This is a genomic window from Arthrobacter sp. SlRoot2-15, from assembly GCF_059739345.1.
The window spans coordinates 2,486,623-2,512,469 of the sequence record NZ_AP046058.1 but is presented as its reverse complement, the minus strand read 5'-3'; the positions used below and the strand labels follow the sequence as shown (position 1 = coordinate 2,512,469).

22 protein-coding genes are annotated in these 25,847 nt (G+C 68.7%); 6 read left to right on the top strand and 16 right to left on the bottom strand.

The window, feature by feature from the left end:
* Window positions 1–13 precede the first annotated feature (13 nt).
* From AC6I9V_RS11555 to AC6I9V_RS11535, 5 genes are read right to left on the bottom strand one after another with little or no spacing between them, the layout of a single operon-like run.
* Window positions 14–1,441, bottom strand: coding sequence for a sulfate adenylyltransferase subunit 1 (locus AC6I9V_RS11555; RefSeq protein ID WP_349412317.1), 1,428 nt, complete (start codon window positions 1,439–1,441; stop codon window positions 14–16).
* On the bottom strand, window positions 1,441–2,589 hold the full coding sequence (gene cysD, locus AC6I9V_RS11550; protein WP_349412318.1) for a sulfate adenylyltransferase subunit CysD: 1,149 nt from the start codon (window positions 2,587–2,589) through the stop codon (window positions 1,441–1,443). The genes AC6I9V_RS11555 and cysD overlap by 1 nt, the downstream gene beginning before the upstream one ends.
* Window positions 2,586–3,296, bottom strand: coding sequence for a phosphoadenylyl-sulfate reductase (locus tag AC6I9V_RS11545; protein WP_349412319.1), 711 nt, complete (start codon window positions 3,294–3,296; stop codon window positions 2,586–2,588). Before AC6I9V_RS11545 ends, cysD begins: the two co-directional genes overlap by 4 nt.
* The gene (locus AC6I9V_RS11540) at window positions 3,293–5,038 is read right to left on the bottom strand and encodes a nitrite/sulfite reductase (protein WP_349412320.1); all 1,746 of its coding nucleotides are present in this window, start codon (window positions 5,036–5,038) and stop codon (window positions 3,293–3,295) included. Before AC6I9V_RS11540 ends, AC6I9V_RS11545 begins: the two co-directional genes overlap by 4 nt.
* A 58-nt stretch (window positions 5,039–5,096) precedes the next feature.
* The gene (locus tag AC6I9V_RS11535) at window positions 5,097–5,849 is read right to left on the bottom strand and encodes a sirohydrochlorin chelatase (protein WP_497899548.1); all 753 of its coding nucleotides are present in this window, start codon (window positions 5,847–5,849) and stop codon (window positions 5,097–5,099) included.
* A 61-nt stretch (window positions 5,850–5,910) separates the two neighbouring features.
* Here AC6I9V_RS11535 and AC6I9V_RS11530 point away from each other — a divergent pair, with 61 nt between their 5' ends.
* Both AC6I9V_RS11530 and AC6I9V_RS11525 read left to right on the top strand, forming a co-directional pair.
* Window positions 5,911–6,582: a trimeric intracellular cation channel family protein gene (locus AC6I9V_RS11530; protein WP_349412323.1), complete on the top strand. Its 672-nt coding sequence runs from the start codon at window positions 5,911–5,913 to the stop codon at window positions 6,580–6,582.
* A gap of 14 nt (window positions 6,583–6,596) precedes the next feature.
* Window positions 6,597–7,025 (top strand): hypothetical protein, encoded by a 429-nt coding sequence (locus tag AC6I9V_RS11525; RefSeq protein WP_349412324.1) that lies wholly within the window; start codon window positions 6,597–6,599, stop codon window positions 7,023–7,025.
* 499 nt (window positions 7,026–7,524) lie between these two features.
* On the opposite strand, the gene AC6I9V_RS11520 is transcribed toward AC6I9V_RS11525, so the two are convergent.
* The 4 genes from AC6I9V_RS11520 to AC6I9V_RS11505 all read right to left on the bottom strand — a co-directional run bounded on the left by AC6I9V_RS11520 (window position 7,525) and on the right by AC6I9V_RS11505 (window position 12,243).
* Window positions 7,525–8,361: a type IV toxin-antitoxin system AbiEi family antitoxin domain-containing protein gene (locus AC6I9V_RS11520; protein ID WP_497899547.1), complete on the bottom strand. Its 837-nt coding sequence runs from the start codon at window positions 8,359–8,361 to the stop codon at window positions 7,525–7,527.
* Between the two features lie 646 nt (window positions 8,362–9,007).
* Window positions 9,008–10,108: a polyprenyl synthetase family protein gene (locus AC6I9V_RS11515; RefSeq protein ID WP_349412326.1), complete on the bottom strand. Its 1,101-nt coding sequence runs from the start codon at window positions 10,106–10,108 to the stop codon at window positions 9,008–9,010.
* Window positions 10,105–11,445 (bottom strand): geranylgeranyl reductase family protein, encoded by a 1,341-nt coding sequence (locus AC6I9V_RS11510; protein ID WP_497899546.1) that lies wholly within the window; start codon window positions 11,443–11,445, stop codon window positions 10,105–10,107. The genes AC6I9V_RS11515 and AC6I9V_RS11510 overlap by 4 nt, the downstream gene beginning before the upstream one ends.
* Window positions 11,446–11,457: 12 nt before the next feature.
* Window positions 11,458–12,243: a demethylmenaquinone methyltransferase gene (locus AC6I9V_RS11505; RefSeq protein WP_497899545.1), complete on the bottom strand. Its 786-nt coding sequence runs from the start codon at window positions 12,241–12,243 to the stop codon at window positions 11,458–11,460.
* Between the two features lie 87 nt (window positions 12,244–12,330).
* Between AC6I9V_RS11505 and AC6I9V_RS11500 the strand changes: the two genes are divergently transcribed.
* The 4 genes from AC6I9V_RS11500 (at window position 12,331) to AC6I9V_RS11485 (ending at window position 16,611) form a co-directional block, all read left to right on the top strand.
* Window positions 12,331–13,689 (top strand): isochorismate synthase, encoded by a 1,359-nt coding sequence (locus tag AC6I9V_RS11500; RefSeq protein ID WP_497899544.1) that lies wholly within the window; start codon window positions 12,331–12,333, stop codon window positions 13,687–13,689.
* A gap of 197 nt (window positions 13,690–13,886) precedes the next feature.
* Window positions 13,887–14,843 (top strand): ABC transporter substrate-binding protein, encoded by a 957-nt coding sequence (locus AC6I9V_RS11495; protein ID WP_349412330.1) that lies wholly within the window; start codon window positions 13,887–13,889, stop codon window positions 14,841–14,843.
* A gap of 35 nt (window positions 14,844–14,878) precedes the next feature.
* Window positions 14,879–15,838, top strand: coding sequence for an amino acid ABC transporter permease (locus tag AC6I9V_RS11490; RefSeq protein WP_497899543.1), 960 nt, complete (start codon window positions 14,879–14,881; stop codon window positions 15,836–15,838).
* A complete protein-coding gene (locus tag AC6I9V_RS11485; protein WP_349412332.1) occupies window positions 15,835–16,611 on the top strand; it encodes an amino acid ABC transporter ATP-binding protein in 777 nt (258 codons plus the stop codon). The genes AC6I9V_RS11490 and AC6I9V_RS11485 overlap by 4 nt, the downstream gene beginning before the upstream one ends.
* An 87-nt stretch (window positions 16,612–16,698) precedes the next feature.
* Here AC6I9V_RS11485 and AC6I9V_RS11480 read toward each other — a convergent pair whose 3' ends face one another.
* The 7 genes from AC6I9V_RS11480 to AC6I9V_RS11450 all read right to left on the bottom strand — a co-directional run bounded on the left by AC6I9V_RS11480 (window position 16,699) and on the right by AC6I9V_RS11450 (window position 25,698).
* The gene (locus tag AC6I9V_RS11480; protein ID WP_497899542.1) at window positions 16,699–17,229 is read right to left on the bottom strand and encodes a cation efflux transmembrane domain-containing protein; all 531 of its coding nucleotides are present in this window, start codon (window positions 17,227–17,229) and stop codon (window positions 16,699–16,701) included.
* A 115-nt stretch (window positions 17,230–17,344) separates the two neighbouring features.
* Complete coding sequence (gene menD / locus AC6I9V_RS11475) at window positions 17,345–19,006, bottom strand: 2-succinyl-5-enolpyruvyl-6-hydroxy-3-cyclohexene-1-carboxylic-acid synthase (RefSeq protein ID WP_497900308.1); 1,662 nt, start codon at window positions 19,004–19,006, stop codon at window positions 17,345–17,347.
* Window positions 19,007–19,071: 65 nt separating this feature from the next.
* Window positions 19,072–20,823, bottom strand: a complete 1,752-nt coding sequence (argS, locus tag AC6I9V_RS11470) for an arginine--tRNA ligase (protein WP_497899541.1) — start codon at window positions 20,821–20,823, stop codon at window positions 19,072–19,074.
* Window positions 20,824–20,962: 139 nt separating this feature from the next.
* Entirely contained in the window at window positions 20,963–23,041 is a 2,079-nt protein-coding gene (locus tag AC6I9V_RS11465) for a PhoX family protein (protein WP_497899540.1), read from the bottom strand.
* 271 nt (window positions 23,042–23,312) lie between these two features.
* Window positions 23,313–24,146 (bottom strand): class E sortase, encoded by an 834-nt coding sequence (locus AC6I9V_RS11460; RefSeq protein WP_497899539.1) that lies wholly within the window; start codon window positions 24,144–24,146, stop codon window positions 23,313–23,315.
* Window positions 24,119–24,568 carry a DUF6993 domain-containing protein gene (locus AC6I9V_RS11455; protein ID WP_497900307.1) on the bottom strand — a complete coding sequence of 150 codons (450 nt, stop codon included), beginning with the start codon at window positions 24,566–24,568 and terminating at the stop codon, window positions 24,119–24,121. Before AC6I9V_RS11455 ends, AC6I9V_RS11460 begins: the two co-directional genes overlap by 28 nt.
* A 77-nt stretch (window positions 24,569–24,645) precedes the next feature.
* Complete coding sequence (locus tag AC6I9V_RS11450; RefSeq protein WP_497899538.1) at window positions 24,646–25,698, bottom strand: o-succinylbenzoate synthase; 1,053 nt, start codon at window positions 25,696–25,698, stop codon at window positions 24,646–24,648.
* Between the last annotated feature and the right edge of the window lie 149 nt (window positions 25,699–25,847).

The window sequence follows — 25,847 nt, the reverse complement described above, 5'->3', positions numbered from 1 at the left end:
GTTTCGGCAGGGCCTAGATCGAGTAGCGCTCGTCCTCGTGGTCGCCGGGGTGGTCCTTGACCAGGCCCGCGGCGAGGGTGTTGCCGTCCTGCGGGTCGATCACCAGAAAGGCCCCGGTGCGGCGGTGGTGCAGGTAGTTCTCCAGCGGCAGCGGCGCCGCGAGCCGGAGCTGGGCGTGGCCGATGTCGTTGAGCTCCAGCCCTGACGCGGGTTCAAGCCGGAAGCTGGCCAGGTCAAGCTTGCCGGTCACGTTCCGGACCAGGGCCTGGACCGTGCGGGTGCCGTGCTTGATGAGCACCTTGGCGCCTTCGCGCAGCGGCTTCGGCGACAGCCAGCACAGCGCCGCGTAAAGGTCTGCCGTGGGCTCGGTGAACGTCCCGGCCGCGGCGATGGTGTCCCCGCGGGCGACGTCGAACTCGTCCGCGAGGCGCAGCGCCACCGATTGCGGGGCCACAGCCTCGGACAGCGAGCGCCCGGCGAAGTCGATGCCGGTCACCGTGGTGGTGCGCGGCGCCTGGCCTGGGGTGAGGACACTGACCGTGTCTCCCACCTTCACGGAGCCCTCGGTGATCTGCCCGGCATAGGCCCGGTAGTCGCGGTAACCGGCGACGTCGAGTCCGGCGGCGACGGCGTCGGGCGCCAGTGCGCCCTGCGGCCGGACCACCAGCTGGACCGGGAAGCGGAAGCTCTCCAAATGACTTTCGAGTTCGTCCGCGGCCGGCAGCGTCTCGAGGACTTCGAGCAGCGCCGGGCCGTCGTACCAGGGTGTGCGGTCCGAGCGGTCCACCACGTTGTCGCCGTCGAGCGCGGAAACCGGGATGACCAGCAGATCGGCAATGCCGTCACGGCCGAGCCCCAGTTCGCGGCCCACTTGCTGCACGTCGGCCTCGATCCCACGGAACACGTCCTCGCTGAAGTCCACGAGGTCGATCTTGTTCACGGCGACAATTACGTGCGCGACGCGCAGCAGATGTAACACCGAGAGGTGCCGGCGGGTCTGTTCCAGGACACCCTTGCGCGCGTCGATGAGCACGACGACGGCGTCCGCGGTGGACGCGCCGGTGACCGTGTTTTTGGTGTACTGCACGTGCCCGGGGCAGTCCGCGAGGATGAAGCTGCGCCGGTCCGTGGCGAAGTAGCGGTAGGCGACGTCGATGGTGATGCCCTGCTCGCGCTCGGCGCGCAGGCCGTCGGTCAGCAGGGCCAGGTCAATGGCTTGAACACCGGCCGCACCGGCGCCGCCGAAGCCGCGGTCCGCGGAGGTGCGGGCGACGGCGTCGAGCTGGTCCGCGAGGATCGCCTTGGAGTCGTGGAGGAGCCGGCCCACCAGGGTGGACTTGCCGTCGTCGACCGATCCGGCGGTCGCGAAGCGGAACAGCGAGGCGGACGAGAGCCCCAGGGTCTCTGCGCCGGCCTCGGGCAGGGTTGCGGTGGTGCTCATTAGAAATAGCCGTCCTTCTTGCGGTCTTCCATGGCGGCCTCGGAAATGCGGTCGTCCGCCCGGGTGGCGCCACGTTCGGTAATGGTGGAGGCGGCAACTTCGATTACGACGTCGCGCACGGTTGCGGCGGCCGATTCGACGGCGCCGGTGCAGGACATGTCGCCAACGGTCCGGTACCGGACGGTCTTGGTGATGACCTGCTCGTTCTCGCGCGGCTGGGAGACGTCGCCGACCGCGCGCCACATGCCGTCGCGGGCAAAGACCTCGCGCTCGTGGGCGTAGTAGAGGCCGGGCAGTTCGATGCCTTCGCGTTCGATGTAACGCCAGACGTCGAGTTCGGTCCAGTTGCTGATCGGGAACGCGCGGACGTGCTGGCCCACGGTGTGCCGGCCGTTGTAGAGGTTCCACAGTTCGGGCCGCTGGTTGCGGGGGTCCCACTGGCCGAATTCGTCGCGCAGGCTCAGGATGCGTTCCTTGGCGCGGGCCTTGTCCTCGTCCCGGCGGCCGCCGCCGAAGACGGCGTCGAACTTGTTGCGCCCGATCGCGTCCAGCAACGGCACGGTCTGCAGCGGGTTGCGGGTGCCGTCGGACCGTTCGGCCAGCTCCCCGGAATCAATGAACTCCTGCACAGAGCCGACGACGAGCTTAAGCCCCAGCCGCTCCACGGTCCGGTCGCGGAACTCGATCACCTCCGGAAAGTTGTGCCCGGTATCCACATGCAGCACCGGAAAGGGCACCTTCCCAGGCCAAAACGCCTTAGTAGCCAGGTGCAGCATCACCACAGAATCCTTGCCGCCGGAAAACAGCAGCGCCGGCTTCTCAAACTCGGCAACAACCTCGCGGATGATGTGGATGGCCTCCGACTCGAGGGTGTCCAAAGACGAAAGGCGGCCAGCCCGCGGAGCAGCGGAACTCAGGTGACCCGACCCCTGAGCCGCAGCGGCAGATGCCGCCCCGGGAGTGGCATCTAAGGCATCGGCCGAGGGACCCGACGCGAGCTTGCGAGCGTTGGGAAGGCCGCTGCCGCTGTCGGAGCTGGACGGCATGCTGCTTGCAGCATTGCCGTCCAGCGAAGGGGCGGGGGCGGCATCTGCCGCGGAGGCGGTGGTGACGGCGTCGACGGCCACGAAAGTCTCAACATTGCTCATACGTGTAGTCCGCATTCTGTCTTGTCGGTTCCTGCCCAGCGTCCGGCGCGGGGGTCATCGCCGGGCGCCACCTTGCGGGTGCAGGGCTGGCAGCCAATGGACGGGTAGCCCTGTGAAAGCAGCGGGTTGACGGGCAGGAGGTTGTCCTCGGAGTACTGCACCAGCTCATCGAAGCTCCAGGCCGCGACCGGGTTGACCTTGACCAGCCCGTTGGCCTCGTCCCAGGTGACCAGCGGCGTGTTGGTGCGGGTGGGCGCCTCGTCGCGGCGGACGCCGGTGAACCAGAGCTCGTAGCCGGCGAGGGTGCGGCGCAGCGGGGCCACCTTGCGCAGCGCGCAGCACTGGGTGGGGTCTCGGGCGAAGAGGTCCTTGCCGAGCAGCCGGTCCTGCTGCTCCACGGTGGTCTCCGGCAGCACGTCGACGACGTTGACCCGCAGGTTCGCGGCCACCTCGTCGCGGGTCGTGTGGGTTTCCGGGAAGTGGTAGCCGGTCTCGAGGAAGAGCACGTCGACGCCGGGGAGCTGGTCCGCGACGAGCGCCGGGAGGACGGCGTCGGCCATGGAGCAGGCGACGGCCACGGCGGGCAGCTCGAAGTTGCGCGCCACCCAGGCGATAACCTCCTGCGCCGGGGCGTCCCCGCCGAGCTCGGCGGCGCCGGCTTCGGCGAGGACCTTGAGCTCCTCGTGGGAGCGGAGTGCGGCGGTCACTGCAGATCACCTTCCTCGGCGGCGAAGGCCCATTCGGCGAAGGTCTGGCCCTCGGTGTGGCTGGCCACGAACTTCCGGACCACGCGCTCCACATAGTCGGACAGCTCTTCGGCGGTGACCTTGAGGCCGCGGACGGTGCGGCCCAGGCCTGCCTCCTCGCGGCTGTCGGACGCGAGCCCGCCGCCGAGGTGGACCTGGAAGCCCGGGGTGGGGTCGCCGTCGGGGGTTGGGAGCATCATGCCTTTGAGTCCGATGTCCGCGGTCTGGATCCGGGCGCAGGAGTTGGGGCAGCCGTTGATGTGCAGCGACAGGGCTTGCGGGAGCTGCTTGGTTTCGACGAGGTCGGCGAGGCGGCGTTCCAGCTCGGCGACCGCCGTGGCGGCCGTGACCTTGGTTTCCACGATGGCGAGTTTGCAGAATTCGATGCCGGTGCAGGCAATGGTCCCGCGGCGGAACACCGACGGCCGTGCGGACAGGCCCAGGGCGTCGAGTTCGGCCACAAGCGGTTCAACCTCATCCTTGGGCACGTCGAGGACCACGAGCTTCTGGTGCGGGGTGGTGCGCAGCCGCTGTGAGCCGCGGGCCTCCAGGGTGTCCGCGAGCTTGACGAGCTGGCTGCCGGAAAGGCGGCCGGCCAGCGGGGTGGCGCCGATGAAGAACCTGCCGTCCTTCTGCTCGTGCACACCGATGTGGTCTCCGGGCGCGGACGGCTTGGGCGCCGCCGGACCGTCGTCGAGCTGGTAGCCGAGGTATTCGTCCTCGAGGACCTGGCGGAACTTCACCGGGCCCCAGTCGGCCAGCAGGAACTTCAGGCGGGCCTTCGTGCGCATGCGCCGGTAGCCGTAGTCGCGGAAGATGCTGGTGACGCCGAGCCAGACGTCGGCGGCCTGGTCCGGGCGAACGAAGGCGCCCAGGCGCTTGCCCAGCATGGGGTTGGTGGAGAGCGCGCCGCCCACCCAGAGGTCGTAGCCGATGCCCAGCTCGGGGTGGACCAGGCCCACCAGGGCGACGTCGTTGATCTCGTGGACCACGTCCTGGCTGGGGTGGCCGGTGATGGCGGTCTTGAACTTGCGCGGCAGGTTGGCCAGTTCCGGGTCGCCGATGAAGCGTTCGGCGAGCTCGTGGATCAGCGGGGTGGGGTCGATGATCTCGTCCTTGGCGATGCCGGCCACCGGGGAGCCGAGGATGACGCGGGGGACGTCGCCGCAGGCTTCGGTGGTGGAGAGGCCCACGGCCTCAAGGCGGCGCCAGATCTCCGGCACGTCCTCGACCCTGATCCAGTGCAGCTGGATGTTCTGCCGGTCGGTGAGATCGGCGGAGCCGCGGGCGAAGTCCACGGAGATCTGCCCGATGACGCGCAGCTGCTCGGTGGTCAGGGCGCCGCCGTCGATCCGGACCCGGAGCATAAAGTACTTGTCCTCGAGCTCGTGCGGTTCGAGCGTGGCGGTCTTGCCGCCGTCGATCCCGGGCTTGCGCTGGGTATAGAGGCCCCACCAGCGGAAGCGGCCGTGCAGGTCGGTGCCGTCGATCGAGTCGAAGCCGTGCTTGGAGTAGACCGATTCGATGCGCTCGCGGACGTTCAGGCCGTTGTCTTCCTGTTTCCAGGTTTCGTTGGCGTTCAGCGGGGCGGTGCCGTCCACCTTCCACTGCCCGTGCGGCTTGGCCGCGGGGCGGGCGGGTCGTTTGGCGCGGCCTGCGGCAGCCTGGTCCGGGGACGCTCCGGCTAGAGCTGTTTCAGTCATGGATCGACTGTAGGAGCGGCCGTATCGGCGTCACAATGGCTCAGAAACGCGGGGTCACCTAGGGCAACATTTCGTCATAACCCTTGCCGGCGACCGCCGCGTCGTACCGTGCCAGCGCGATCTCGGCGAGCACCGGGGAAGGCAGCAGGGGCGCGGTGACCAGGTCTGCGCCGGCCTTGGCGAGCTGGTCGTGGAAGAAGCCCGGGGCCAGCAGGTAGGAGGCGATGACCACGCGGCCGCCCAGGTCCACGGCCCCGGCCGAGAGGCCCGCGCCGGCGCCTCCCGCGGCCTCCTCCCGCAGCATGGCCACCGCCTCGGGCACCGAGGGCGTCGCCGAGGCGCCGTAGGCGGCCACGATCCGGTTGGAGCGGAGGGCCCGCAGCTGCCCGGCAAGTTCCTCCACGTTCTCCGCGGCGGTGGGGTCCGAGGAGCCCGCGGCGGCGAGGATCACGGCGTCGTTGTCGGTCACCCCGGCCTCGCGCAGCCGGACGTCCAGCAGGGCGGCGAGCCGCGGATCCGGGCCGAGTGGCGCTGCGGCGAGCGTGCTCGGCCGGCTCTTCACGGCCCGGGCGATGTCCACCTTGACGTGGTAGCCCACGCTCAGCAGCAGCGGGACGACGACGGCGGTGACCCCGGCCGGGAGCCCCGCCACGACGGCGGGCAGCTCGGGCTCCTGCACGTCGACGTAGGCCTCGCGGACGTCGAGGCCGGGACGCAGCGCGGCGATCCCGGCCCGTAGGGCGTTGACCTCCGCCGCACCCCGGGGGCTGGAGGTGCCGTGGGCGCAGGCGATCAGGATGGGGCTATTCATAGCCGTTAGCGTAACCTTGGAGCCGCCCTATCCGCCGCCCTGCTACCGACCGGGACGCCCCATGACTTTCTCCTTTAGCCTCGTGATGGTCTGGCTGGACCTGGCGGGCGTGTTCTTCTTCGCCGTCTCCGGTTCGCTGCTCGCGGCGCGGAAGCAGTTCGACATTGTCGGTTCCCTCCTGCTGGCCTCGGTGGTGAGCCTGGGCGGCGGCGTGATCCGCGACATCATCATCAACGCGGGCCCGCCGGCGGCCTTCACCAACCCGGCGTACCTCGCTCCCCCGTTGCTGGCCACGGTCCTGGTCTATTTCCTGTTCTCCAGCGTCCAGCGCTTCACCTCCTTGCTGGTGCTGTTCGACGCCGGTGGCCTGGCTTTGTTCTGCATTACGGGCAGCCTCAAGGCCTTGGCCGCGGGCATGCACCCGGTGGCTGCGGTATTGCTGGGGGTCACGACGGCGGTGGGCGGCGGGCTGCTGCGGGACATCACCGCGAACGAGGTGCCGCAGCTCTTCGACCCCAAGGACATCTACGCCCTGCCGGCGTTCGCCGGGGCCGCGCTGACGGTGGCGCTATCCGTCACCGGGGTCTTCACCGCGCTGACGGCCAGTGCGGTGGCCGCCGTCGTTTTCGCCTTCCGCGTCACTGCCTGGCGGCGCCACTGGTACGTGCCGCTGGCCGTCCGGGGCTGGCACCGGCTGGGCCTGAACACGGCCGAACGAGGCCCTAAGGATTAGCTAGGATAAGAGGCATGACTGACATGTTCCTCGAGAAGTTCCGCGCGCTTGTTCCGAAGTATCTCGAGGACGAATGGCAGGAAGAAGATGGACTGCCTGCCGACGAGCTGGATGCGGCCCTCGCCGAGCACCAGTTCCAGGTCCCGCTGGTCCTGCGCGAGTTCTACTTGGCCCTCGGCGGCTGCGAGGACCTGATGGAGGCCTACCACTACTTCTGGGACCCCGAAGAGCTCGAAGTCGACGATGAGGGCTTCCTGATGTTCCTCGAGGACGAAGAGGAGCAGTTCACCTGGGGCTTCCGCGTGGGCGACCTCAGCATCCCGGACCCGATCGTGTACCGCCGCAACAACGCCCGCGGCCAGTGGAAGAGCGAGGAAGGCACCTTCTCCGAATTTGTCTTCGACATGTTCGAGTGGGCCTTCAACGACGACGACGAGGACTAGGGCCCCTTCGGCCGCTCACCCCGGTCCCTGGGTTTGCGGTTGCCTGCCTCGCCCGAATGGCATGCGTCGTCCGGGGGCACTTTGACACGGACACGCCGCCGCCCAGCCCGGGATTTTCGTTTTGAGGGCTCAAAGTAGCCCCGGAACGCTGGCACGGCCCGGCACTCACGGCCGGAAGCCACCCCGACGCCGCGGCTCTGCACCGCCTGCCCCGGCTGTACGGGCCGTCCGGGGGCACATTGACACGGGCGCGCCGCCGCCCGGCCACGGATCGCCGCGCTACGACGTCAAAGTAGCCCCGGAACGCCTGCACGGCCCGGCACTCACGGCCGGAAGCCACCCCGACGCCGTTGCTCTGCACCGCCAGGACCACAAGCCAAGAGCCCCAACCTGGGCCTCGGCCGTCAGGGGCACTTTGACACGGGCGCGCCGCCGCCCGGCCACGGATCGCCGCGCTACGACGTCAAAGTAGCCCCGGAACGCCTGCACGGCCCGGCACTCACGGCCGGAAGCCACCCCGGCGCCGCACCTCCAACACCGCGAGGACCTGGGCGAGCATCCGCTCCGGGTGATGGACGACGTCGTCGTAGCCGAACCTGAGCACCAGATAGCCTCCGACAACGGACGCATTGTTCCGCCGCCGGTCCTTCTTGACCTGCCGAGGCTCCAGATGCGCTTCACCATCCGTCTCAACAATGAGGCAGTCCTCGACCAGGAAGTCCACCTCCCCGACGCCCGGAATCTCCACATGCCTCCGCATCTGTAGCCCGGCCCGGCGGAACCAGGTGTTGGCGAGAATTTCCAGCAGCGAGTCGGCCCGGGGAATAACCAGATCCAGCACTGACCTGGCACGGGCGTTCCGGTTGCCTGCGAGTTTGCCCCGGAGGAACGGCAGGCTGATGTCCCCGCGCCCCACAGCGCACTGGACCATGACGAGGGCTTCCAGCTCCGGCAGGCAGTGCAGTGCGTGCATCAGGACGTCGGCCAGTCCGACGACAGGAAGCCACGGATGCCTGGGATGCCGGCAGCGTCCATGTGCCACGGAGCCGGACGGCGTTGCCCGGTGCCCGACACAGAGATGCAGGCGCTGGGCGGGCAGCAGCGTCCACAAACCGTAGCTCGGCGCGGCAGAGAGACATGTGAGTTTGGCCCCCAGCTCACGCGCGGCACGGTGGGCGCTGGCGCCCTGGGGCAGGCCGTAATGCCCCCGGCGAATCCTCGCTATGACGCCCTCGGCCACGGCCCTGGTCAGCTGGCTGCGGCTGAACCCCGCGCGGGCAAGGTCAGCTGTGCTGGCCGTACCGCCCCTGGAGCTCAGAAACATGGCAACATTCATGGCGCCACTGTGCTGTATCAGGAGCCAGCGGAGACCGCCCCTCCTGCGCTATGTGGATGACTTCGTCGCCGCCCGGGGGCACATTGACTCGGACACGCCGCCGCGCAGCCCCGGGTTAAGCGAAGGAGGCCTCAAAGTACCCCGCCCGGCCCGGAACGCAGCCCACATCACGACGATGTGCCCCGGCACCGCCAGGCTGACCCACTGACAGGCCCGCCGGCCTAGCGGCAGACAACTCCGGCGCGACACACCCACTGCGCGCCCCACAACCCCAACACCGCCCGGGGGCACATTGACACGGACACGCCGGCGGGCAGCCCGGGGTTCAGCGATGGAGGCTCAAAGTGCCCCCGCCCGGCCCGGAACGCAGTCCGCAAATCCGTGACAACAAATTTACAAATGCGCTAGACAGCATGACACAACTGTCATAGGCTCATTCATGGGTTCACCAAATGCCTCCGGTGAATCTGATGCGAACGGAGAAATGGCCCCGGTTCCGCACAACGGACGACTCGTAACGTTGTGAGGAACCGGGGCCATTCCGGTTTAAGAGACTCTGGCGCAACAGACGCGGCAAAGCGCCCGACGGCGACTACCCTCCCAAGCGGCCCCAGCCGCGGCCGGGCCCCCGGCAGGCCCGCAGAAACTAGCTGCTGCGGTCCACCACAGCGTGGGCGAAGCTGGTCAGCGAATCCTTGACCACACCCTCCGGCAGCGGCGCGAGGGCAGCAATCGCCTCATCGGCCCAGGCGCGCGCCACCGTCCAGGACTCGGCGGTCACCGGGTGCTCGCGCAGACCGGCGACGGCGGCCGCGAGGGCCTCGTCCGAGCTGAGGTCGCCGTCGATCAGTTTCAACAGTTCGGCCGCGGACTGGTCGCCGTCGTCCGCCGCCTTGCGCAGCAGCAGCACGGGCAGGGTGGGCACACCTTCGCGCAGGTCGGTGCCCGGGGACTTGCCGGACTTGACCTTGACGCCGGTGACGTCAATGACGTCGTCGGCGAGCTGGAAGGCGACGCCGACCTTCTCGCCGTACTCCACCAGCAGCGACTCGTAGGCCGGATCGGCGTTGGCGAAGATCGCGCCGAGCTGGCCGGACGCGGCCACCAGCGAGCCGGTCTTGTCCGCGATCACGGACAGGTAGTGCGCCACCGGATCCTCATCCGGGCGCGGGCCCACGGTCTCGTGCAACTGGCCGAGGCAGAGCCGCTCGAAGGTCCGGGCCTGGATGCCGAGCGCGCGGGACCCGAGTTCGGAGACCAGGATGGAGGCGCGGGCGAAGATCAGGTCCCCGGTCAGGACGGCCACGGAATTGCCCCAGACCTCGTGCGCGGTGGGGGCGCCGCGGCGGAACGGGGCGGAGTCCATCACGTCGTCGTGGTACAGCGTGGCCAAGTGCGTCAGTTCGACGACGACGGCGGCCTGCACCACGGCCGGCAGCGAGGCGTCGCCAAGGTGGGCGCAGAGCAGGGTCAGCAGCGGCCGGATGCGCTTGCCGCCGGCTTCCACCAGGTGGCGCGAGGTGGCGTCGGCCAGCGGATCCGAGTTGGCGATGGCCTCGCGCAGCTTCTTCTCCACCCGGGCCAGGTTGGTGGTGATGGCCGGGCCGAGTTCCGGGTCCCCCGCGATCGCCGCGAAACCGGCCGGCAGCTGGAGCCCGGTGGCGATGGCGGTGGTGTTCAGGTCCGGTTCAGCGCTCGGCAGGCCGTGCCCGGCGTGCGTCCAGCTTTGGTCTGCAGAGTTGGTCACGGGTTAACCCTAACTTTTTGTTGCGGAATCCGCGGGGTTGAGTCTGAAACGGGCCGGGTATTGGAAGTGGCCGGGACCAGGGCTTCCAGGACGCGGATCATCCGGTCCTCGATGCCCTTGGCCGAGGGGTCGGTCAGGTTGGCCAGCAGCCGGACCACAAACTTCATCAGCAGAAGGATGGGCATGCCCGTCCGGAGCGCCAGTTTCATCACGGCCGGCTTGCCGATCACGGCGGCGAAGGCGCGGCCCAGGGTGAAGTGCGAGCCCCACTGGTCCCGGACGAAGTCCGCGTAGCCGGCGAGCCGGGCATCGGCGTCGGCCGTGCTCCAGGCCGCCGAAGCCGACCGCGCGGCGGTGTCGATGATGAACTCGGCCGCGAAGCGGGCGGATTCCATGGCGTAGGAGATGCCTTCGCCGTTGAACGGGGAGACCATGCCGCCGGCGTCGCCGAGCAGCAGCAGGCCCGGCGAGTAGTGCGGGGTGCGGTTGAAGCCCATGGGCAGCGCGGCGCCGCGGATCTCGCCCACCTGGTTTTCCGGGGTGAAGCCCCAGTCCGCGGGCATGCCGGCGGTCCATTCGCGCAGGACCTGCTTGTAGTCCAGCTTGCCGAATTCCTTGGACGAGTTCAGGATGCCCAGGCCCACGTTGGAGGTGCCGTCCCCGACGCCGAACACCCACCCGTAACCGGGCAGCAGCTTGCCGTCGCGGCCCGGAAGCTCCAGCCAGCCTTCCATCCAGTCGTCGTCGTGCCGCGGGCTGGTGAAGTAGGTGCGCACGGCCACGCCGAGCGGACGGTCGTCGCGCTTCTGGATGCCCAGCGAGACGGCGGTGCGGGTGGAGTTTCCGTCGGCGGCGAGCACTACGTCGGCGCTGAAGTCCTGAGTTTCGCCGGTCTTCCGGCCGGCGTCGTCCAGCAGTGCGGCGCGGACGCCGGTGACGCGGCCGTCCTCGGCGCGCAGCGCTTCGGTGACACTGTGGCGTTCCAGTACGACGGCGCCCGCGGACTGGGCGTGCCGGGCCAGTTCTTCATCGAAGCCGAGGCGGGTGCGGATCAGGCCGTACTGCGGGAAGTCGGAGACCTCGGGCCAGGGCAGTTCAATGGTGTGGCCGCCGGCGATCAGGCGCAGGCCCTTGTTGCGTCGCCAGCCGTCGGCTTCCGGGTGCGGCAGGCCAAGCTTCTGGATCTCCCGGACTGCTCGCGGGGTCAGTCCGTCGCCGCAGACCTTCTCACGCGGGAAGCTGGTCTTTTCCAGCACCGTGACGTCGATGCCGGCCTGGGCAAGGTAGAACGCGGCGGTGGATCCGGCCGGCCCCGCCCCGACGATCAGTACTTTCACGGCAACGATCAGCTAACGCTCGGGCCGGGTGATGTTGCGCCGCAGCTTGGCCACGGGCCCGCTGTGGTTCGCCAGAGCCCTGGCGACCGCGGCAGGGTCGGTGCCGGCCGGCTTCTGGGCGCGGTGCACGGCGACGATGCCGCCGCTGAGGTTCCGGTATGTGACGGATTCCCAGCCGGCCTCCTGCAGCCAGGCGGCGAGGTGGTCCTGGTCCGGCCAGGCGCGGATGGACTCGGCGAGGTACACGTAGGCGTCCGGGTTGGAGGAGACCTTGACGGCGATCGCGGGCAGGGCACGCATCAGGTATTCGGTGTACATGGTGCGCCAGAGCGGCACCACCGGCTGGGAGAACTCGGCGATGACCAGCCGGCCGCCGGGCTTGGTGACCCGGAGCATCTCGGCGAGGGCCTTCTTGGGCTCATTGACGTTGCGCAGGCCGAAGGAGATGGTGCTGGCATCGAAGGTGTTGTCCGCGAACGGAAGACGGGTGGCGTCACCGGCGACGAAGTTGATGTCCGGGCGGCGACGCTTGCCCACCTTGAGCATGCCCAGGGAGAAGTCGCAGGCAACGACGTCGATCCCGGCGTCGGCGTACGGTTCGCTGGAAGTGCCGGTTCCCGCGGCGAGGTCCAGCACACGCTGGCCGGGCTTCACGTCCATGGCTTCGACGACGATCCGGCGCCAGCGGCGCGTCTGTCCCATCGACAGGACATCGTTGACGACGTCGTATTTAGGGGCGACGTCGTCAAACATCGTGGCTACTTCGTCCGGACGCTTATCCAAGGATGCTCGGTTCACCCCGTTATTGTCTCAAATCTTCGACGCACCCCCTAACCACGGGCCCGGCCGGGGCGCGGCGTGCGGCGGGAGTAGTGTTGTCTCATCATGACGAGCGCCCTCCCTACCAGAATTATCAGGACACTGACAGTCCCCCTCGATGCAGATTCGTTCCCCGGGGGGCTGCCGTCGTTTCTGGTCCGTGATGACGTGCTGTGCTGGACCCGTCGCGAGGCCGGCCTGGTCGGCTTCGGCGAGGTCGCCCGCTTCACCGCCACCGGTCCGGAGCGCTTCCTCGAGGCGGACATCTGGTGGCGGCACCTGGTCCTGGAAGCGGAGATCAGCGACGCCGTCGACTGCCCGGGAACCGGCCCGGTGGCCTTTGGCTCCTTCGCCTTCTCCAAGGTGTCAGCGCACGAATCCCGGCTGATTGTGCCCGAAATCGTGGTGGGGCTGCGCGACGGCAAAGCCTGGCTCACCCAGCTCACCTTCGACGACGGCGAGCTCACCGCGGGCGGCGCCCGCGCCGCCCTGCGCCGGTGGCTGGACGCGGACGGCGACGGGCCGACGGCGGACCCGGCGACGGCGGAACAGTCGTCGCCGTCGGAGACCCCGTCGCGGGATGCGAAGCTCAGCACCGGATCCCTCACCGAGGCGGACTGGATGGCCGCCGTCGCCGAGGGCGTCGCGGAAATCCGCACCGGGGCACTGGAGAAACTGGTGCTGGCGCGCGACATTGTCGCCACCGTGCCCGACGGCGTGAACGCCGCCGAGATCCTGCGCCAGCTCGCCGTCCGCTACCGCGAATGCTGGACCTACGGCGTCGACGGCCTCGTGGGCTCCACCCCCGAAATGCTAATCCAGGTGGAAGGCCGCACCGCGCAGGCCCGTGTCCTCGCCGGCACCCTGGACCGCCGCGACGCCGAGGGCATGGCCGGCTCGCCGATGGAATTCGCCGAGCGGGTCCTGGCCGGCTCCGAGAAGCAGCGGCACGAGCACGACATCGCCATCGCGTCGCTCACCACCCAACTGGCACCCTTCTCCGAGGCCATGAACGCCCACAGCGAGCCGTTCATCCTGGAACTGCCGAATGTCTGGCACCTGGCCTCCGACGTCAAGGCCGAACTGACCGAGGTCGAGGGCCACGTGCCTACCTGCCTGGCCCTGATCAACGCCCTGCACCCCACGGCCGCGGTCTGCGGCACCCCCACCACCGTGGCCGGGGCCCTGATCCGCAAACTCGAGCACCTGGACCGCGGCCCGTATGCCGGTCCGGTCGGCTGGCTCGACGCCGCGGGCAACGGCGAGTGGGGCATCGCACTGCGCGGCGCGGTCATCGAGTCCCCGGACACGGTCCGGCTCTACGCCGGCTGCGGCGTCGTCGAGGGATCCGTTCCCGAGGCGGAACTGGCCGAGACCTGGGCGAAGTTCCGGCCGATGCTGGAATCCCTCGGCATCAGCAGCTGACCGGGAAGTCCGGCCCCTCTGTGGCTGGCGAGGCGAATCCGTCATTACAGACATTGGCCACGCGGCACCCCTTGAAAACCGCCGGCATTTAGTTATCCAATAGTGAAACTAAGTTTTCTGTGACGCACATCTCTTGTTCGGCGATACACTATACACCGACTTAGTTTTCGCATCCCCTGCAACAAAAGGTAAGAAAAATGCAGATCTCCCGTTCGCTCCTGAGCAACTCCAAAGTCAAGGCCGCCGCCGTGCTCGCCGTCGGCGTCCTCGCGCTCTCGGCCTGCACCAACGCCTCCGAGACCGGTACGGGCGGCGCGGCGACGCCGTCGGGCAGCGCCGCCAAGGCCAGTTTCGACCCCACGACGGTCAAGAAGGACGATGCGCTGGCGGCCATGGTTCCGGCGGCCATCAAGTCCAAGGGCACCCTGACCATCGGCGCTGACACGAGCTACGCTCCGGCGGAGTTCCTCGGCAACGACGGCCAGACCGCGGTTGGTTACGACGTCGACATCGCGAAGGCTATTGGCGCCACCCTGGGGCTCAAAGTCCAGGTGCAGACCGCCGAGTTCACCGGGATCCTCCCCGCGCTGGGCCCGAAGTACGACCTTGGCATTTCCTCCTTCACCATCAACAAGGAGCGCCTCGGCGCCGTGAACATGGTCAGCTACTTCAATGCCGGCACCGCTTGGGCCGTGCAGAAGGGCAACCCGAAGAAGTTCTCCCTTGACGACGTCTGCGGCAAGTCGATTGGCGTCCAGACCGGCACCGTGCAGGAAGACCCGGATCTGTCGGACCGGAACAAGAAGTGCACGGCGGAAGGCAAGAAGCCGATCGATATCGTCACGCTCAAGAACCAGACCGACGTGACCACCCGGCTGGTCAACGGCAGCATCGACGCCATGGCTGCTGACTCCCCCATCATCGGCTACGCCCTGACCCAGACGAACGGACAGCTCGAGAAGCTCGGCGACGTCTACGACGCCGCTCCGCAGGGCATCGCCGTTGCCAAGTCTGACACTGCGCTCGCCGACGTCATCCAGAAGACGATGACCAAGCTGATCCAGGACGGCTCCTACAAGAAGATCCTCGAGGGCTGGGGCAACGCTGAAGGTGCCATCACCAAGTCCGAGGTCAACCCGGCGGCCGCGTCTTGAGTCTTCCCGCCACCGACCACTCATCAGGGGTAGGGATGGAAAGTAAGCACAACCACGCAGCACCGGTCCTGAACAAGCCCGTGCCCGTGCGGCACCCGGGCCGCTGGATCAGCGCGATAATCATCCTCGGTTTCCTCGCCGTGTTCCTGCAGTCCCTGGTCACCAACCGCAACTTCCGGTGGGACATCGTCGGCACGTACATCCTGGACGTCAAGGTGGTCCAGGGTGTCGGCTGGACGCTGCTCCTGACGGTGGCCTCGATGGTGCTGGCCATCATCCTCGCGATTCTGCTGGCTTTCATGAGGCAGTCCGACAACCCGGTCTTCCGCTGGTCCAGCTGGGTCTGGGTCTGGTTCTTCCGCGGTACTCCGGTCTACACGCAGCTGGTGTTCTGGGGTCTGATCTCCGTGCTCTATCCGAAGATCAGCGCCGGCGTCCCGTTTGGACCGGAGCTCTTCAGCGTCGACACCAGCACCATCGTGACGGCCACGGTTGCGGCGATCCTGGGTCTGGGCCTCAACGAATCGGCCTACCTTGCCGAGATCTTCCGCGCCGGCCTGAAATCGGTGGACCGCGGCCAGATGGAAGCAGCCGAAGCCCTGGGCATGGGCAAGACCAAGATCATGTGGCGGATCATCCTGCCGCAGGCCATGCGCGTGATCGTGCCGCCGACCGGCAATGAAACCATCGGCATGCTGAAGACCACCTCGTTGGTGCTCGCGGTCCCGTTCACCCTGGACCTGACCTTCGCCACCAACACGCTGGCCAACCGGACGTACCTGCCGGTGCCGCTGCTCATCGTGGCGGCCATCTGGTATCTCGTCATCACCAGCATTTTGATGGTCGGCCAGCACTTCATCGAGGCCTACTACGGCAAGGGCGTGGACAACCTGTCCCCTGCCGCGGTGAACCCCGCAGCCGCCAAGGCCGCAGGAGCCGGTGCTGACGCGCAGCGCTCGATGAAGACGGACTTCCCCGAGGAGAGTGCACGATGACGATCACCACTGAGAACCCGCTGGTCAAGATCGAAGGCCTCCACAAGTTCTACGGGCAGCATCACGTGCTGCGCGGCATCGACCTGACCGTCAACCAGGGCGAAGTGTCGGTGGTGATCGGCCCGTCCGGCTCCGGCAAGTCCACCATGCTGCGCTGCGTCAACCTTCTTGAAACCATCAGCGCCGGCCGGATTTCCGTCGGCGGTGAGTTGATCGGCTACCGCGAGGTCAACGGCCGCCTGCATGATCTGAAGACCAAGGAAATCGCGGCCCAGCGCCGCGAGATCGGCATGGTCTTCCAGCGCTTCAACCTGTTCCCGCACAAGACGGCGCTGCAGAACGTCATGGAGGCTCCGGTCCAGGTCAAGGGCCAGCCGAAGGACGCCGCCCGGAAGCGGGCACTGGAGTTGCTGGACCGGGTTGGACTCGCGGACCGGGCCGGCCACTACCCCTCGCAGCTGTCCGGCGGGCAGCAGCAGCGCGTGGCCATCGCCCGGGCCCTGGCCATGGACCCGGAACTGATGCTCTTCGATGAGCCGACGTCCGCACTGGACCCGGAGCTTGTGGGCGACGTGCTGAACGTCATGAAGGATCTCGCCAAGTCGGGCATGACCATGATCGTGGTGACGCACGAGATCGGTTTCGCCCGGGAGGTCGGCGACCGGCTGACCTTCATGGACGGCGGCGTCGTCGTCGAATCCGGCGACCCGCGCGAGGTGCTCGCGAACCCGCAGCACGCCCGCACCAAGGAGTTCCTGAGCCGGGTGCTCTAAGGAGCAACTTTCTGCGCTGATTTCGGACAGCCGCTACGTGGAACCACGTAGCGGCTGTCCGTCTTCGTAGCCCTTTCCGGCCGATGGTCAGTGTGCGTGGCGGAAGATGGCAACGGCTTCGCGGATCGCATAGTAGACGATCACAAAGCCGGCCACCGGGTCAGCCCACCACCACCCGGCGAGGGCATCCAGCAGGATCCCGGCCAACACGGCGGAGGCCAGAAGCCCATCGATAAACGTCACCCTGCCCTCTGCGGTCAGGACGGGGTTGCCCAGGGCTTTGCCCGTGCGCGCTTTCCCCGCGGCGAGAACAAACATGACCACAGCCGTCACCGCCGTCCAAATCATCCCGGCCGTGCTGGGCTGCGCACGGTGCCCGGCCCTCAGCGCGACGCCGGACTGGATAGTGAGGTAGAGGGCCAGTGCCACGAACGCCCCGGCGATCAACGTCAGCGCTATACGCTGGCGCCGTTCCCCGGCGCCGGAGAGCTCCCAAATGACCACGGTGCTGGCGCCGATTTCGATCAGGCTATCCAGGCCGAAGCCAGCCAACGCCACCGAGCCGGCCGCGATCGAGGCAACGGCCAGAACGACTACGCCAATGACGTTCCAGCCCAAGGTGATTCCTTCGAGGAGGAAACCCCGACGTCTCAAGCGGGCCTCGTCAGTACGCTTCGACGTTTCAGACAGCATCAATCTTGCCTTTCCCGGACAATACGGTGGTTGGTCCGGCCTAACGCCCGAGGACGCCTGCCACGGCGGCGGAGACCGTCTCGCGGATTCGCCCGTGCAGTTCGCGGAGCCCGTGGCGGCCGGTCCGCACCTCGATGATGGTGCGGCCCTGCACGGGGTCCGCCAGCGCCGCGGCGAGCTCCGCCGTCGTGCTGACCGTGCGGTGGGCGACGCCGTATGCCGCCGCGAGGGCGGAGATGTCCACGGAGTGCGGAGTGCCGAAGAGGCGTTCGACGGCGGTGCCGTAGCGGCCGGACTGCTCGACGGCGCCGTGCTCCAGGAGCCCGAAGATGGCGCCGCCGGCGTCGTTGAGGACCACGATCCGCAGCGCCGGTTCGGTCTCGCCGGCGCCGAGCAGCAGCCCGCCGGCGTCATGCAGGAAGGTCACGTCGCCGAGCAGCACCGTGGTTTCCTGCCGGCCGCCGACGGCGATGCCGGTGGCGGTGGCGACGGTACCGTCGATCCCGGCCAGTCCGCGGTTGGCGAAGACGGTGGCCTGCGGTTCCGGGGCCGGGGTGCCGGCCAAATCGACGTCGCGGATCCCGTTGGAGGAACCCAAGACCAACTGCCCGCGCGTGTGCTCCCAAACTAAGGCGCCCACGGCAGGCCCGGACGCGGCCGACTCCGCGAGAACCAGGTCCAGGGCGTGCTGGGCGGCCGCCCCGGCCAGCAGCCAGGCATCGAGCCACGCCGCGCTGCCCCGGCCGGCAAAGTCAGCCAGGTCCGCAAGGGTCTCGAGCGGCAGTTCGGTGCGCCGGCCGGGCTCGTACCAGGCCACCGGAACGGGCTGGTAGAGGGCGGACGGCACGTCGGCGCGGGCGAGGAGGGCTGACACGGGCCGGGATAGCGTGGGCCGGCCGAACAGCACCACCCGTTCGATTGGCTGTCCGGACTCCGGGCCAAAGTGCTCCAGCAGCAGCCGGTACGGTCCCACGGCGTTCGGGCCGAAGCGGGCGTTGGAGGAGGGTTCGGCGAGCAGCGGCAGGCCGTGGGCGCGGGCGAACGCCTCGGCGACCGGTCCGGCGTCGTGCCCGGCGAGAACCACGGTGCGCCGCTCGGGCAGTGCCGGGGAGGCGGCCGGGAAGTCCAGCGCCAGCGGGTGCCGCGCGGCCTGGTGAATCCGGCGGTCGGAGCCCTCGCCCAGGCCGTCGCGCGCGGCGGGGACCAGCGGGTCGCGGAATGCGAGGTTCAGCTGCACCGGGCCGGGCGGGATGTCCTCGAAGGCGCCGGTGGCGGCGTTCAGCGCGGTCTCGACGGCCCGGAGCGGGTTCGCGCCCGCCGGCACGTCGGCGGCGAAGCGGACGTGCTCGCCGAACAGGTCCGGCTGCACGGTGGTCTGGTTGGCCCCGGTGCCGCGGAGTTCCTCGGGACGGTCGGCCGAGAGGACCACCAGGGGCACGGCGGCATGGTTGGCTTCCATCACGGCCGGCAGCAGGTTACCGACGGCGGTGCCCGAGGTGGTCAGGACGGCGGCGGGGGCGCCGGTGGCCAGGGCCAGGCCCAGAGCGGTGAAGCCGGCGTCGCGTTCGTCGATCCGGACCAGCAGTTCGACCCGGCCCGCGGCGTCGGCCTCGGCCAGGGCGTAAGCCATCGGCGCGGAGCGGGAGCCCGGGGCCACCACGACGTAACGCACCCCTGACCCGATCAGGGCGGCGACGGCCATCCGCGCGGCCTCCACCGAGGCCAGGTGACCGGACCCTGAGGGGCCCGCCGCGGCCGCGTCCGGGCTCACATGTTCTCCGGCGTCTCGATGCCCAGCAGGTCCAGGCCGCTGGAGAGCCGGCGCAGCACGAGTCCGCACAAGGCCAGCCGGGATTCGCGGACCGTGTCCTCGGCCTTGAGCACGGGGCACTGGTCGTAGAAGGAGGTGAACAGCTGCGCGAGTTCGAACAGGTAGGCGCAGAGCCGGTGCGGTTCCAGCAGTTCTCCGACCTTTTGCAGCGTGGCGTCGTATTCGAGCAGGTGCAGGGCCAGCGCGCGTTCGGCGGGTTCGACGACGGCGATGGTCGCCGCCGGCACGGCCGCGGCGGCCCCAGCCCCCGCGGCGCCGAGGTGCTGCTCCAGCGCGCCGGCCTTGCGCAGGATGGAGCGGATCCGGGCGGCGGCGTACTGGACGTACGGGCCGGTGTTGCCGGTCAGCGCGAGCATCCGGTCGAAGTCGAAGACGTACTCGGTGTCGTGGCCGGTGGAGAGGTCCGCGTACTTGACCGCGCCGATGCCCACCTGGCGGGCGGTGACGGCGCGTTCCTCGTCGCTGAGCTCGGGCCTGCTGGCGTCGATGACGGCGCGGGCGCGGTCCACGGCCTCCTGCAGCAGCGCCATCAGCTTGACCGGGTTGCCGGCGCGGGACTTGAGGATCTTGCCGTCCTCGCCGAGCACGTTGCCGATCTGGACGTGGGTGGCCTCCACGGTGTCCGGCAGCCAGCCGGCGTCGCGGGCTGTGGCCATCACCATGCGCAGGTGCACGTTCTGCGGGGCGCCCACCACGTAGAGCACGCGGTCGGCGGCCAGCTCCCGGACCCGGTACCGGATGGTGGCGAGGTCGGTGGTGCCGTAGCCGTAGCCGCCGTCGGACTTGCGGATGATCAGTGGCAGCGGGTCGCCGTCGCGGCCGGTAAAGCCGGCCGGGAAGGTGCAGAGGGCGCCCTCGCTGATCCGGGCGATGCCGCGCTCCTCAAGTTCCTGGCACAGCTGTGCCAGGTGCGCGTCGTAGGAGCTTTCGCCGGCTATGTGGTCGTCCGTGAGGCTGATGCCGAGCATCGCGTAGATCGCGTTGAAGTAGCGTTTGGACTGCGCCACGAGCCGCTGCCAGACGGCGAAGGTGTCCGCGTCCCCGCCCTGCAGCGCCACGACACGGAGCCGGGCACGGGTTGCGAAGCCGTCGGGGTCGGCGGCGGAGGCATCGAACTTCGCCCGCGCGGCCTGGTAGAAGGCGCTCGGGTCATCGACCAGCAGGGCGGCCTCCGGCGAGTCCTCCCCCACCTCGAGCCAGTGCTCGATCAGCATGCCGAACGGTGTGCCCCAGTCGCCGATGTGGTTCTGCCGGATCACCGTGTGGCCCAGCGCCTCGAGCACGCGCACAATGCTGTCCCCGACGACGGTGGTGCGGAGGTGTCCGACGTGCATTTCCTTGGCCACGTTCGGGGAGGAATAGTCGACGACGACGCGGTGCAGCGGCTCCGGCTGCCCGCCCTTCGACTTAGGCGTGTTGAGCAGTTCCTCGATCCAAGTGCCGTCGAAGGTGAGGTTGATGAAGCCCGGCCCGGAGATCTCTACGAGGCTGCAGACGCCGTCGAGGTCCAGGGCCTCCACGATCCTGGCGGCGGCGTCACGCGGCGCCAGCCCGACCTTCTTGGCCAGCGCCATGGCAGCGTTGATCTGGATGTCCGCGAACTGCGAGGGCCGGATCACCGGGTCGGTCTGGCGGAACTCCTCGCCGAAGGCATGGGCAATAGCTGCCTGGACTCTGGGGACAACCATTTCGGCCGGATTATTCACACTGTTCAAATTATCAGTTCCCCGCCGCCCCGGACGCTCCCTCAAAAGCAACGCGGGGTCACTTCGCGCCCATCCGGACCCCCGGTATGGACGCGAAGTGACCCCGCGTTGCAGTCAGGACTTAGTCGTCGGTGCGGAAGACCTGGACTACGGACGGGCGGGGAATCCGGGCCTGGCCCGGCTTCGGCGCCGCGCCGGCGGGCACGTAGTCCGGGAACGCCGAGTGCTGGGCCGCGAACGAGCCCTCCTCGCCCGGGTGCTGCACGGCGACGAACACATGCCGTTCCTCGTCGTGGATGATCGGCCCGCAGGTCTCGGCGTCGCGCGGCACGGCAAGGAACTGCTCCACGCGGCCGCGCTCCGGCCCGTCGAGGGTGACCTTGAACAGGCCGTCCGCGTAACCGATGCTCGAGGGGGCGCCGTCGGTGGCGATCCACATGTTGCCGACCGAGTCGAAGGCCACGTTGTCCGGGCAGGAAATCGGCGAAACCTGGTCGGCCGGGAAGCCGGCGAAGTAGGCGGAGGTGTTCTTGGCCGGATCGCCGCAGACCATCAGCAGGTTCCAGTTGAACTTCGTGGAGGTCTGGTCCCCGGTTTCGGTGATTTCCACAATGTGGCCGTCACGGTTCAGCGTGCGCGGGTTGACCTCGGTGGCGCCCTCCTTGCCGGTCTTGCCGCGGTCCGAGTTGTTGGTGCAGACCACGTAGACCTTGCCGGTGTGCGGGCTCGGCTGGACGTCCTCGCAGCGGTCCATCTTGGTGGGGCCGACCTTGTCCGCGGCAACGCGGGTGTAGACCAGGATCTCCTCGACCGACATGCCGGGAACCATGGGCTTGCCTCCCACGACCAGCGGAAGCCATTCACCTGAACCGTCGAAGGCGCCGTCGGCGGGGAGCTTGCCCGAGCCGTCGATTTCGGCAGCCGGGGAGTCGCCGGTGAACTTGGCAACGTAGAGGTCGCCCTCGGAGAGCAGGGTCAGGTTGTGCTTGCGGTCGCCTTCGCGGTACTTGTCCTTGGAGACGAACTTGTAGAGGTAGTCGAAGCGCTCGTCGTCGCCCATGTAGGCAACTACGTGCCCGGAAGCGGCCACAATCACGTTGGCGCCCTCGTGCTTGAAGCGGCCCATCGCGGAGTGCTTCTTCGGCGTCGAGTTCGGGTCGAGGGGGTCCACCTCCACGATCCAGCCGAAGCGGTTGCTTTCGTTGGCGTAGCCCTCCTTGCGCGTATCGAAGCGCGGGTCATCGAGCTCCCACTGCCGGGCGGTCGGCTTGCTGGTGAGGCCGTAGCGCTTGTCCGTGGCGGACGTGCCGGCGGACACGAAGTAGCCGTTGAAGTTCTCCTCGCCGGAGAGGATGGTGCCCCAGGGGGTGGTGCCGCCGGAGCAGTTGCCCAGCGTGCCCTTAATGGTCCGCCCGGCAGGGTCGGCCACGGTGCTGACCAGCGCGGAGCCGGCGGCGGGGCCGGTCAGTTCGTAGCTGGTGTCGGTCAGGAAGCGCCGGTTCAGTTCCGCGCCCTTGACGTAGCTCCACGGCTGATTTTTGTTCTGGCGTTCCAGCTCGACGACGGTGAGCCCGTGGGCGGCGCGGCCGATGGCCCGCTTCTCCGCGGCGTCAAAGCCTGCCGGAACCATGATGTTCTCGTTCGTGTACTCGTGGTTCGTGAAGAGCACGGCCCGGCGGTTCTTGTCGTCCAGGGGCAGGATGTCCGTGTAGTCGTTGTTGTAGCCGAACTGGCGGGCCTGCGCTGCGGCGCTCTGGCGGTCGACGTCGAAGGCGGGCGAATCGTTGAAGAGCGGGTCTCCCCAGCGGATGATCGGCTGCCACGTGAACCCTGCCGGGACGGTGAACGCGTCGACGGCGGCGTCAACCGGCGCGATCGCGGTGAACGTCAGCTTGGACTTGCCAAAGCCGTCCTTGGCGGCGGCGGCCAGGCCCGGGCCGCCTGCGGTGGCCGGCTGCGCCGAGGTCACGGCGTTGCCAAAGACGACGGCGAGCGCGCCGGCGGCGCCGAAGCCGAGGGCGGAGCGGCGGGACATCGTGGCGGAGGCAATGTCGCGGAAGTAGTCGTTGGAGCTGCTGTTGCAGACCTCGCCCGAGCAGGCGTTGTCACACTTGAGCGCGCAGGTCACGGGGCTGCGCTTGCCCTTCGTGTGGCCCAGCATGGGCAGCAGGGAGAACTTGCGTCCGGTGGGGACAGACATGGGAGAGACCTTCCAAGGCAGGGGGTTGCGTCCCCGCCACCCTGTCAGCGCCGGACTACGCGGAGCGGTCCTGTCGGTGAAGTTCCGGTTAACTCAGGCTCGACTCTCAGTTCTGTCCGACAGTAGCCCCGGTCAGATTTGTAACATCAGCGATCCAAGGGAAAGCAAACTGAACCAACACCACCAGGGCCCCCGCAAGTAGCACCAGGGACAGTGCCACCCGGGCCCACAGGGGCCCGGGGAGGTGTCGAAAGATCCAACCGTACATGGCCTATCCCTTTCCCTGCAGCTCAGCGAGCTGCTTCGCAATGGCGGCCGGCGGCCCGGCACTGAGCGGCTGCCACGAATCAAAAACGGAGTAGGCGATGATGCGCTCCTGCGACCCGAAACGCGGGTTGCAGCTTGTCAAAGTCAGGATTCCCTGCTCCGGTTTTACGCCCGGTTCAGTCGGCACCGGCGCCAGCACATCGGTGCGGTCCGGCAAGACAATTTCCTGGTTGCGGAAGACATAGGTGTAGAACCCGTCGGCGGTCTGGACGTAGATGTTATCCCCGGGCACCAGCGTATGGATGGCATCGAGCACGGCGCCGTGGGTTTGACGGTGGCCGGCCAGCACAAAGTTCCCCACGGCCCCCGGCATCGCCGTTCCTCCGTAGTGGCCCAGGCCGAGTGTGTCCAGGACGTCCGGGCTGGTGCCCTCGATGATCGGGCGGCTGTAGTCGGCGCCGAGACGGGGAATATAGATCACCCCGATCGCCTTGCCGTGGGCGGGTGCCGTTCCGACCACCGGGATCTGGGACCCCGTACCTCCCGCGGCCGCTGCGCTTCCCGCAGAAGTCCCGGCGGTAGGGGTGGAGGGCACCGGATTTTCCTGGACGAATTGTTTCACCGCGGCACCCTGGGCGGCGTCGGCTTCAACGTTGGTCCACCACAATTCCCAGGCCACAAAGAGAAGCGCTATCACCCCCAGTGTGATGAGGAGTTCACCCACCACCTGCACGATCGGCAGCAGGGGGCGACGGGGGCCCGGTTTCGATCGCTTCCGGACTTCGGAACGACGGGTCAGCAGAGTCCCCACTACCCGTTGGCCTTGCCGATAAAGCATCGTCCGCTCTTCAGAGCCGGCAATACAGTGGCTTCCACGTTTCCGGAGCGGATCTGCGCCATCACGCACTGGCCGCCTCGCAACACGCCGACGTCCATTGCATCTACGGCCAGGCCAGTTGGAGTGCGCGGGGCGGAAACCTCTACCGTGGCGGGGGCGAAGCCGGCATCGGCCAGACTCGTCCGGATCTGCTCCCGGCTCGGTTGCGGGGCCGACCCGACCAATGTTCGTAAGGCTGCCTGCACGGTGGCCTTGATGTCTGGGGCTGAAGCAGCCGCGGACGCCGTGTTTCCGGTGCCCGAAATGTCCTGTGCTGGGCCTGACGCCGACGATGACGCCGTCACTTCCGGCGTTGCGGCCTCGCTCGAGGCGGCGGGGGACGCCGGTGCGCCGGGAACCGAACATCCGGCAACGCTTATCATGATCAAGAGGGCGGTGCCGCCCATCTCTCCGCACCAACGGCCACCCCTCCTGGGAAGCCATACGGGGCCGCGGGAAGTCATGGCTTCATCTTCCCATACCGGATCTGCCCTGCTGCCATGACGGCGTAAACCCGCCTGAGCCGGTCCAGCCACCAGTCCCCGCGCTCCGGCGGGGCCGCATACTCGGCCAGCAGCCCGGCGTCGACCGCGACGTCCCGGAGCCGGATGGCGCCGTCGTCGAGGACCAGGGAATCCCGGCTGACGTCGGCGGCGAGCAGCGACACCGTGCCCAGCCCGCAGGCATAGGGCAGCTCAGGCAGGGCAGCGGCGAGCGCAAGCCCGGCGCGGATCCCCACGGAAGTGTCCAGGGCGGAACTGACGACGGCGGGCAGCCCGGCCTGCGCCACGATGTCCAGGGCCCGCCGCACGCCGCCCAGGGGCGCCACCTTCACCACAATCAGGTCCGCGGCGCCGGCCCGCGCCACCTTCAGGGGATCGTCCTCCTTGCGGACGCTCTCATCCGCGGCGATCAGCACCGGCACGCCGGCGGCCCGGAGCCGGCGGCGCACCTCGGCGAGGCCTGCGATGTCCGGCACCGGCTGTTCGGCATATTCGAGCCCGACGGCGGCCAGCCGGGTCAGCGCCTCGACGGCGGCCGGCACGTCCCAGCCGCCGTTGGCGTCGACCCGGATCGCGGCGTCCGGCAGCGCGGCACGGACGGCGGCTACCCGGGCGGCGTCGTCCTCGAGCGTCTGGCCCGGCTCGGCAACCTTGACCTTGACCGCGTCCACCCGGCCGAAGCGCGCCAGGATCTCCGGCACGCGCTCCGCGGCAACCGCGGGGACTGTGGCGTTGACCGGGATGCTGGTCCGCCGGGGTTCGGGGAAGCCCTGCCAGCCGGCCTCGATCGCGGCGGCCAGCCAGCCGGAGGCTTCGGCGTCGCCGTATTCGGGGAAGGGGCAGAACTCGCCCCAGCCGAGCGGGCCCGGCAGCAGCAGAGCCTCGCGCTGGGTGATGCCGCGGAACTTCACCCGCATCGGCAGGCTAACCACCCGGGCCACGTCCAGGAGTTCGTCCACGCCCCCGGGGTTCAGGCCGGGAGCGGGAGGGGTGTCGGCACTGGAGGGCATGGATGTACTCTACCGGCGCCGGGGTGGGGCCTTGGGCGGGCCGACGTCGACTGGGGGTGAGCTCCTGGTTTAGGTCACTCGTCTGCATCGGCCCCGCCCAAGGAGCTTCCGGCGGGAACAGCCACACCGGTCCTGCGAGTTTAGGGACG